3 protein-coding genes and 2 pseudogenes are annotated in these 5,528 nt (G+C 51.4%); 2 read left to right on the top strand and 3 right to left on the bottom strand.

Annotated elements, in window-relative coordinates; all coding sequences use genetic code 11:
* Both KP703_RS15045 and KP703_RS15035 read right to left on the bottom strand, forming a co-directional pair.
* A pseudogene (locus KP703_RS15045) lies at window positions 1-803 on the bottom strand (IS3 family transposase); the annotation flags it as partial.
* Between the two features lie 125 nt (window positions 804-928).
* Window positions 929-2,956 carry a hypothetical protein gene (locus tag KP703_RS15035; protein ID WP_215755513.1) on the bottom strand — a complete coding sequence of 676 codons (2,028 nt, stop codon included), beginning with the start codon at window positions 2,954-2,956 and terminating at the stop codon, window positions 929-931.
* 374 nt (window positions 2,957-3,330) lie between these two features.
* Here KP703_RS15035 and KP703_RS15030 point away from each other — a divergent pair, with 374 nt between their 5' ends.
* Window positions 3,331-3,942: a glutathione S-transferase N-terminal domain-containing protein gene (locus KP703_RS15030; protein WP_215755512.1), complete on the top strand. Its 612-nt coding sequence runs from the start codon at window positions 3,331-3,333 to the stop codon at window positions 3,940-3,942.
* 273 nt (window positions 3,943-4,215) lie between these two features.
* Here the strand turns inward: KP703_RS15030 and KP703_RS15025 are convergent, their stop codons facing one another.
* The gene (locus KP703_RS15025) at window positions 4,216-5,235 is read right to left on the bottom strand and encodes a Hint domain-containing protein (RefSeq protein WP_256441428.1); all 1,020 of its coding nucleotides are present in this window, start codon (window positions 5,233-5,235) and stop codon (window positions 4,216-4,218) included.
* A 128-nt stretch (window positions 5,236-5,363) separates the two neighbouring features.
* Between KP703_RS15025 and KP703_RS15020 the strand changes: the two are divergent.
* Window positions 5,364-5,528 (top strand): annotated as a pseudogene (locus KP703_RS15020) (IS5/IS1182 family transposase); the annotation flags it as partial.

The raw sequence follows: 5,528 nt of genomic DNA, 5'->3' as shown, positions 1-5,528 counted from the left end.
TGCTGTCGTGGCAAGATCTGCGGTCATGCGGACCTCAAGGTTCCAGCCGATGACTCTGCGTGAGAAGAGGTCCAGCACCACAGCCAGGTAAACCCAGCCTTCACATGTCCAGATATATGTTATGTCCGCTGTCCATTTCTGGTTAAGCGCTGGTGCTGAAAAATCCTGTCCCAGAAGGTTTGGTTCAATATTGTGCCTGTGCGAACTGTTCGTGGTCACCTTGAAGCGTCGTGTCCTGACAACACGACTATCATGCTCGCGCATCAGACGTCCAACGCGACGATGCCCTACAGACAGACCGGCAGCCCTGAGTTTCTCTGTCATGCGGGGACGTCCGTAGCTTCGCCTGCTCTGCGCGTGAATGGTACGGATATGCACCATCAGGATATCATCCTGTCTTCTGCGGGCACAGACCGGGCGGCATCGCCAGGCTCTTAAACCCCGGTCGCTGACGCCAAACAGGCGGCAGACCCGGTCGCGTGAAAGCGGCCCATGATAGCGAGCGATAAAGGCAAACCTCACGACCTTTGGCTCGCGAAGAACTGTGTTGCTTTTTTTAACAGTTCCCTCTCCTCCCGCAGCAGAAGGCTCTCACGTCGCAATCTCTCATTCTCACGCAATAACGCTGTATGATCCGTTGCGTCAGGAACCACAGTGTCGTGCTGCTGCGCATCACGGATCCATTTCTTCAACGTCGAAGACCCAATCCCCAGATCCTGAGCAATACGCTCACGCGACAGACCGCTACTCAGCGCCAAACGCACCGCCTCGTGTTTGAACTCGGCCTTGTAAACTCGTCCCATTCCAAATCTCCTTCATGACCATCTTCGGTCTTAAAGGTCCGGAACTAAACCGGGACACGTCCACCTGTCCTTCAGGCACAAAAAAAAGCCGCCCGGTGTGAGCGGCTTAAAGTGAGACTGTTTGCTTAATTGGCCGGCAGTGCAGAGAGCGCCATCAGCTTCCAGGCTGCTCCGGTGTAGATGGCCGGCGCATCATCATCGCTATCATAGATCTCCATCCCTTTGACGGGAGACGGATAGGCTAGGATCTGCGCCCTAGCCATGATTGGCATCTGCGCCGGCGCAGAAGAGAGGATAGCCCCGCTATCCCTGATGCTGACCACAGGCACACCATTAACATTATATATCAGAGCGTGCTGAGTGCTGTCATAGCCCAGCGTATGCTGATTGCGACCGGCTACAGTCTTGTCGGCGGACAGGTCTATTTTCTGATTGGCAGCCATCCTTAAAACAGCCGCATTCCCAGTAATTTTTGCATTTGATGCATCAATCATAGCGCCATAGATTGTCGAATCAGACCCCACAACAGAGCCATACTGAACATCGCCCGTGGCAAAAATGACACCGCTGATCGTCTGATTGAACAGACTACCAAAAGCCCATACGGCGGTGCCATCCTTGACATGGTTTGCGCCATACCAGCCAGAGGCCGCGGAAGTAAGTTTTGTGTCGCTAACCTGATATGTCCCAACGCCGCCCCTAGTCCCGGTTAGCTGGCTGGTAATCGTCAAATCCTCATTGACACCGGAAGCCGTGATATTCATTCCCACCGCTAGCGCTCCCTGAACGAGCGTTTTGACAGTCAGGACGCCACCGGAAATCGTGCCATTAAACTCAGCAGGAGCCGGAAAGGCTGGCTGTGTCTCGCCTGTTTTTCCCGATGTGTAGCAATACCAGACGTAATCCACGCCGCCCACGGTCACTTTGATCGTGTTAACCTTGGGGATAGCCCCTTGTGCCATCGTGAGGTTGGTCACCTGAGAATTTGCGGTCCATGCCGATTTAGGCGTAGGCCTCGCCCCGAACCAAAACCCGACACGATGGGAGGGGATATTAGCCTGATACTGATCATCCCACGGAGCCACGTCATAACCGTTGCTTAGCGTATCGCTCTCATTCCATTGAGAAAAAGCCTGGGGCAAAAGGCCAGAATAATCAGTAGAGTCTATAATTAAACCCCATAAGGAGTTGTTGCCCCACCGCTCTGCATTAAGGTCCAAAACAGTGTCATAGGAGTTATCGGCATTGTGCCCAAAACTCTCTAAATGACCACTCAATGCCCCTGTATTCCCTCTGGAAACAGGGCTACTCATTCCATGAGCCATAAATGCAGAATATTGCTGCGTGTTGCCTGCCCACACACCAGCAAAGTTTGGGTTGTCGTTCCAAAAATCAGCCGAGCCCGGATACATAAATGACCCTGATCCTGCGTTCTGGGAATGACGCGACATCTTATAGACATTACCAGACTGAATGGTGAGGTCATTATCACCAGCTGCGGCGATATATGGGTTCCAGATATTTGCCAGGAAGTTCCATGTAATTTTCTTGCCAGGGGCTGGCTTGAGAATGGTGCCAGTCCATCTGCTGTATCTCGGAACATCAACCACGGCGCCATCTGGCAGCGCGGTATAGATCGTCTGGATCGTCTGCAGGTCATCTGCTGAGTTGTCGAGCTTTGCCCCCAGATCAGCCAGATTATAATGGTCAGCCGCTCGATCTGATATCGTGCGTTGCATGGTGGTACCTGTGGCTGCTGCCTTGGCTGCACCGACTGCACCCGTTACCTGATTTGTGATATTGCCGTACTGGTCCGGCTGGACATAGCCAAGGGGTTGATTGGCACCTGCCTGCTGCACACTGCTGTCGGCCATGCTGCCAATTTGCTCCAGCGTGCCCGTTGATCCATCTGCATACAGCAAGGGAACGAGTGTATTTTTACTGATCCCACCGGGCGGCAGGAGGGGGGAGTAGCCCCCTGCAGACGGTAAGGTCATTCGTAACATGCGACGTGGAGCGGCTGCGTTATTATTGGCTGCAGCAATAGCGCTGTATTGCAGCAAGGTATGGTTAGGATGAACCGGAGCTGTAGACTGCCCAAAAGCGTTAGAAGATACTGACACGAATGCCAGTAAGGAGAGACGTTTAATCATCCTATGGTCCTGCCGAAATCTAGAGTGCTACTACTATTATACCATTCCTGCTGGACATAGGGATCTTCATCAGGCAGATCTGCTACCATCAAGTCGTGACCACCCAGCATGTCTCGTTAGTTAGCTATAGCAAGCTAGCCTGTAAGAGCATCGGGATACGCGTAGCCTGCCATGCAAGAGCTTCGTCTGCGCTCCGGTGGACGAGGGCGTGTCACCAGTTTTGGCTGCTAATTCTATAAACTAGCAGCCAAGAATATAGTGCAACGCTCACCTTCTTCTCACTCTTGCCAATTCATGCGACGCTTTTTGTAAGCAGGGTGAATTTTCCTGTGCAATATGCTTTCTTCACAAACGTGAAAACAAAAGGTGTCCCAATGAAGCTGTATTACGCGCCAGGTGCATGTTCGCTTGCGGCCCATATCATGCTGAACGAGACGGGCTTGCCGCATGAACTCGTGCAGGTGAACCTAAAAGAGAAGAAAACGGCCGATGGTCGGGACTACACAGCCATCAACCCTCGTGGAGCAGTTCCGGCTCTCGAAGTTTCGCCGGGCGTTATTCTGACGCAAAATGTTGCCGTCCTGACCTATATTGGTCAGCAGTCTGACAATAAGGCTTTTCACCCCACTCCAGACACCATCGAATTTTACCGCCTGCTTGAGGCAGTGGGCTTCTGTGAGGATGTGCATAGCGCTATTGGTGCGCTCTTCGCACCGGATGTGCCTCACGTCACGCGTGAGAAGTTGCTGGTCCTCATCAAACGGCGTTTGGCTCAGGTCGAAGCGCAACTGGCAAGCGGCACCAATGGCTATCTGCTCCCTGTCGGGTTCACGCAGGCTGATGCCCTTATGGCTGTTATCCTGAACTGGACAGGACCGCTTAAGATAGACATTTCCGCCTACCCCAAAGCCGTTGCGTTGCGGACTACCGTTTTCGGTCGCCCCGCAGCCCAGAAGGCCCTGAAGGAAGAAGGGTTAATCTCATAAATCTTCTGATTGCAATTTACCAGAAGATGTGAGGTCTCAAGGGCTATGGGAGAAGTTTTAGAGCAACTAACTGAGATTTGTCACCTTCATCATTCCGGCAGTATTTTTGGAAAATTGAATTTGCCGAGAAGCGATTTCAGGATCTGGCTAGCACTCGTGTGACGTCTTGGTGGGCTAAACAAAATCTATGTTTGCATTCTCAACCTGTATTTTTCCTTCTCTATTAAGGAAAAATACAGGTTGAGATGCTGGACGAGAAGTTTACCTTGGTGTTCAGGCCGATAGACGGCGCCCATTTTCTACCGCGTGCTCCATCAGATAAGGCCCGGCGGCGCGAATTTCTATGCTTAGGAAAATAGCTTTTGCAGCGTTATGTTTGGGAAGCATTAGAAGAGCGCACCCATCTGTCCAACGTGTGTCATCGCTTACATCACCATTGTGCCAACCGCTACAGGGCTGCTGTTGCAGATGGGGCGTCACCAAAAGCTCCTTTGTGCCGATCTGTAGAGAAATTTCTCCGACACAAACACCCAGCTGGCGCCGATCATCGACAAATGGCCCAACTACGTCAGACGGACGACTGCTGCGTGATACCAGATGGAAAGCATTAACGCAGCTAGGAATCATGAAAATCAGCCGGTTTTTAACTGTACGTATGGGACGTATCGAGGTGCCGCTCAGTGTCTCTAGATGGCAATCATGATCCTGAATAAAGCGATGCTTTCCCATATTGATGCCTGTACGGGCTGCAATCTGCTTAAAAACAGGTTCAACATGCTGGCGCGTTGTTGTTAGGGGCGCAGCCGCATCATTCGCCCAAGTCTTTACCTCGTGAGATAAGCGAAAAATTCCATCATCCTGACAGAAGCGGTTACGGTTACCTGTATTCAGATAGCTTTCGGTTAAGACCCCATCCGCATTGATAATCGAATGTGTTTCAGTTTCAACATGATAATAGTCATAAGCCGTGATGGTATAGTCATAAGCAATAGATTTGCCATTTACCAGCATGCGGACAGGAATGAACTTTCCATCAAAAAAGAGACAATGCTCTGCTGTCACCAGCATATCTTTGTATGGAACACCCTCTGAAATGGCATCTTTGCTGACACGTACTGGATAGCCGGCTTCATCTTCAGGCAAAGACATATTGACGATAGTATGCTGATGCCCTGTCCAGATAACCCGGCACGTTTCGGTTTTTCCGTGCCGATAGACCATTAGAGTATCGCCTGCCTGAATGTCTTCTACGGCCTGTTTTCCTTTGCTCGTTTCAATCAGGGTTCCAGTCAGAAAGCATGCCCCTGTCGCGCTTTGCTCACCAAAAAGGATATAACCATCTGGAGGGTTCGAAAAACCCCTTGGCTCTGAGTTGTTCTGTGTGATTCCATTTTTTTGGCGTTGATTGGGGATGGAGGAAGATGAAGCAATCTGGTTTCTTTGATGTTGAAGAGCGTCTTGCTCGGCTGAGCGGGCTTGGCGATCAACTGGAGGCCTTTTCCCGGACTGTGGATTTTGAGGTGTTCCGCCCTGATCTGGAGCTGGCTCTGGCCTATTCAGACGGAAGTAAAGGCGGACGTCCGCCG

The sequence above is a fragment of the Acetobacter sp. P5B1 genome (assembly GCF_018811985.1).
In the GTDB taxonomy this organism is placed as follows: Bacteria; Pseudomonadota; Alphaproteobacteria; order Acetobacterales; family Acetobacteraceae; genus Acetobacter; species Acetobacter cerevisiae.
Note: the sequence above shows the minus strand (reverse complement) of the source record. Positions and strands in the feature narration are given on the sequence as shown.